Annotated in this window: 4 protein-coding genes; all 4 read left to right on the forward strand. The window is 70.4% G+C overall.

Translation table 11 applies throughout. The features are described 5' to 3' along the window. The first annotated feature begins 183 nt into the window (after positions 1–183). Complete coding sequence (locus JMF90_RS29700) at positions 184–2,097, forward strand: sigma-54-dependent Fis family transcriptional regulator (RefSeq protein WP_011547190.1); 1,914 nt, start codon at positions 184–186, stop codon at positions 2,095–2,097. 82 nt (positions 2,098–2,179) lie between these two features. Further along, a complete protein-coding gene (locus JMF90_RS29705; protein ID WP_006480747.1) occupies positions 2,180–2,482 on the forward strand; it encodes a 2Fe-2S iron-sulfur cluster-binding protein in 303 nt (100 codons plus the stop codon). Between the two features lie 58 nt (positions 2,483–2,540). Next, positions 2,541–3,035 carry an SRPBCC family protein gene (locus JMF90_RS29710; RefSeq protein ID WP_011547189.1) on the forward strand — a complete coding sequence of 165 codons (495 nt, stop codon included), beginning with the start codon at positions 2,541–2,543 and terminating at the stop codon, positions 3,033–3,035. Positions 3,036–3,127: 92 nt separating this feature from the next. After that, on the forward strand, positions 3,128–3,434 hold a 307-nt coding region (locus tag JMF90_RS29715; RefSeq protein ID WP_201325790.1), incomplete at its 3' end, for a DUF2946 domain-containing protein.

Below are 3,434 nucleotides of genomic sequence, written 5' to 3' on the forward strand. Positions count from 1 at the left end.
GCAGGCGGGCGCCTGAAAGCAAGGGGATTTTGTCGGCAGTCGCGCATCGCACGTGGCGCTTGTATGATGATGCGTACCCGGACGGTCGGCTGTCGCGCCGAATGGTGCACCGCGAGCGGAGCCGCACTCCGCCGCCGATTCCGATCCGGTCGCCCCGACGGCCCCGGGAACAGGAGACAAACCATGCCGCAACCCTACGTGCTGCCCGCCACCACGGGTCGCACCGACCTGCTCGCGCAGGCGCATGCGCGTTCGACCGCGGTCGGCCTGCGCGCGCACGAACGCCCCGATTTCTCGCCGCTGTCGCGCATCGCGCTGCGCGAACTGCTCGACACGAACCACACGCTGTTCTCGCACGCCCGCCCGGTGATGGAGGACCTCCACGCGCAGATCGCCGAAACGCAAAGCCTCGTGCTGCTGACGGACGCCGACGGCGTGATCCTGCACAGCATCGGCGACGCGGACTTCATCGAGAAAGCCAACCGCGTCGCGCTGTGCAACGGCGTGTCGTGGGCCGAGGGCGCACGCGGCACCAACGCGATCGGCACCGCGCTCGCGTCGGGTCAGGCCGTGGTCGTGCACGGTGCCGAACATTTCCTGCGCGCGAACCACATCCTCACCTGCGCGTGCGCGCCGATCGTCGATCCGTTCGGCCGCACGCTCGGCACGCTCGACGTGAGCGGCGACCCGCGCGGCGCCAGCCCGCATACGCTCGCGCTCGTGCGGATGTCGGCGCAACTGATCGAGAACCACCTGTTCGCGAACCAGTGCGGCGAAGCGCTGCGGTTGCGCTTTCACGCCCACGAGGATTGCGTCGATTCGCTGTTCGCCGGGCTCGTCGCGTTCGGCCCCGACGGCGGCCTGATCGCCGCGAACCGCAGCGCCCAATTCCAGCTCGGCGCATCGTTCGATGCACTGCAGCATCAGGCCAGCGACGCGTTGTTCGGCATGCGCTTCGGCCAGCTCGCGCAGCAGGCCGCGCGCGCGCCGGGCGCCACGTTCCGCCTCACGCTGTCGACCGGCGTGCGCGTGCTCGCGCGCTGCGAATTTCCGGAAGCGCAGAAAACGACCGTCGCCGTCACGCCGCCGGCACCGGCCGCACGCGTGCGTGCGCCGGACCCCGATGCGATCACGTTCGCGACGCTCGACACCGGCGACGCGCGCATGGCCGCCGTGCTCGAACGCGTCGCGAAGATTCGCGGGCGCGACCTGCCGCTGCTGATCCTCGGGCAGACCGGCACCGGCAAGGAATGGCTCGCCCGCGCGCTGCACCAGGCGTCGCCGCGCGCGGACGGCCCGTTCGTCGCGGTCAACTGCGCGGCGCTGCCCGATTCGCTGATCGAGGCCGAGCTGTTCGGCTATGAAGACGGCGCGTTCACGGGCGCACGCAAGCGCGGCAGCCCCGGCAAGATCGCGCAGGCCGACGGCGGCACGCTGTTTCTCGATGAAATCGGCGACATGCCGCTCGCGCAGCAGGTGCGGCTGATGCGCGTGCTGCAGGAGCGCGCGGTAATGCCGCTCGGCGGCGCACGCGCGGTGCCGGTCGACGTGCGGGTGGTCTGTGCGACCCACCGCGACCTGCGCGCGATGATCGCGGAGGGCACGTTCCGCGAGGATCTGTTCTACCGGATCAACGGGCTCGCGGTCACGCTGCCGGCGCTTGCCGCGCGCACCGACCTGCCGGCCCTCGTCGAGCGCATCCTTGCGCGGCTCGCGCGCAGCGAGCCGATGCCGCGCCGTCTGGCGGCCGACGTGCTCGATGCGTTCGCGCGCCACCGCTGGCCCGGCAACCTGCGGCAGATGACCAACGTGCTGCGCACGGCCGGCATGCTCGCCGAAGACGAAGCCGAAATCACGCTCGCGCATTTGCCCGACGATTTCTGGCTCGACTGCGACGATGCGCCGGCTACGCCGACGGGCGACACGCCAGCCGTATCGCCCGCGTCGCCTGGCAGGCGCGAAGGCACGACGCTGCAAAGCCATCAGGCCGCGATGATCGACGCGGTGCTCGCGCGGCACGGCGGCAACGTATCGGCGGCCGCGCGCGAGCTCGGCCTCGCCCGCAATACCGTGTACCGGTATCTGCGGCGGCACTGACCCCCACGGCTGGCGGCCGTGGGCCGCCGGCGGGTTCGGGTATGCTTGGCGCGTTGCCGCCGAACCGCCACCCGCTTCCGTCATGACCGATCCAGATCACCCGCCCCTCGTGCGCATCGAGCCGCTCGGCGCGACCTTCGACGCGCCCGATTCGCTCACCCTGCTCGAAGCCGCCGCGTTCGCGCGCGTGTCGCTGCCGCGCTCGTGCCGCAACGGCACGTGCCGAAGCTGCCTTTGCCGGATCGTCAGCGGCAGCGTACGCTACACGATCGAATGGCCGGGGCTCTCCCGCGAGGAAAAAGCCGACGGCTATACGCTGCCGTGCGTGGCCGTCGCGACGTCGGACCTCGTGCTCGACGTGCCCGACGCGGTCATGCTCGACTAGACGCGGCGCGCGACCGCGCGCGTCGTCCTGCAACGCTCTATCCTGCATGGAGAACGTGATGGTCCAGCCAACCGATCGCATCGAAAAACAGACGCTGCTCGCCGCGTCGCCCGACCGCGTCTGGGCAGCCGTGAGCAATTCCGGCGAATTCGGCCAGTGGTTCGGCGTGTCGTTCGACGGCCCGTTCGAGGCCGGCCAGTCGCTGTTCGGCCGCATCACCCCCACCCGCGTCGACGACGACGTCGCCAAGGCGCAGGAGCCCTATGCGGGCACTGTGTTCGAAATCGTCGTCGACCGCATCGAACCCAAGCAACTGTTCTCGTTTCGCTGGCATCCGTTCGCGATCGATCCGGAATTCGATTATGCGTCCGAGCCGATGACGCTCGTCACCTTCACGCTCGCGCCGCAGGCCGGCGGCACGCTGCTCACGGTCACCGAAACGGGTTTCGACCAGTTGATCGAAGCGCGTCGCGCGACGGCGCGCGACATGAACGACCAGGGCTGGGCCGCGCAGATGACGCTGATCGCGAAGTACCTGGCGCAGCCCGCGTAGCGCGCCGCGATGCCGCACGTCGGTGCCGGCCGGCGAACCGGCGTGCGTGGCATAATCGGCCGCATCGTCGTCCACCCGCCGCCGCGCATCGCATGCTGAGTCGTCGCCTCCGGAAGATCGGCAGTCTGATCGGGATGCTCGCCATCCTGATGACGGCGCTCGCGCCGACGATCTCGCAGGCGCTGACCACGCAAGGGCGCGTCGACGCGCTGCTGGCCGGCTACTGTTCGTCCGCGCCGGCCGCCGGCACGCCGTCCGCCGATACGGCGACGAAAAGCCTGCAGGCCCATCTCCACGCATGCGGCTACTGCAGCCTGCTTGCCCATACCCCCGCGCTACCCGCCCCCGAACTGACGTTTGCGGCCCGCGTGCACGCGATCGAACATCGCGCGGCCACCC

The organism is Burkholderia sp. E168m23 (assembly GCF_016586125.1).
Lineage (GTDB): Bacteria > Pseudomonadota > Gammaproteobacteria > Burkholderiales > Burkholderiaceae > Burkholderia > Burkholderia orbicola.

What these genes read in the sequence shown, in the direction of transcription:
- JMF90_RS29700 (WP_011547190.1), top strand. Translation starts at nt 184, where the DNA reads ATGCCGCAACCCTACGTGCTGCCCGCCACCACGGGTCGCACCGACCTG.
- JMF90_RS29705 (WP_006480747.1), top strand. Translation starts at nt 2,180, where the DNA reads ATGACCGATCCAGATCACCCGCCCCTCGTGCGCATCGAGCCGCTCGGC.
- JMF90_RS29710 (WP_011547189.1), top strand. Translation starts at nt 2,541, where the DNA reads ATGGTCCAGCCAACCGATCGCATCGAAAAACAGACGCTGCTCGCCGCG.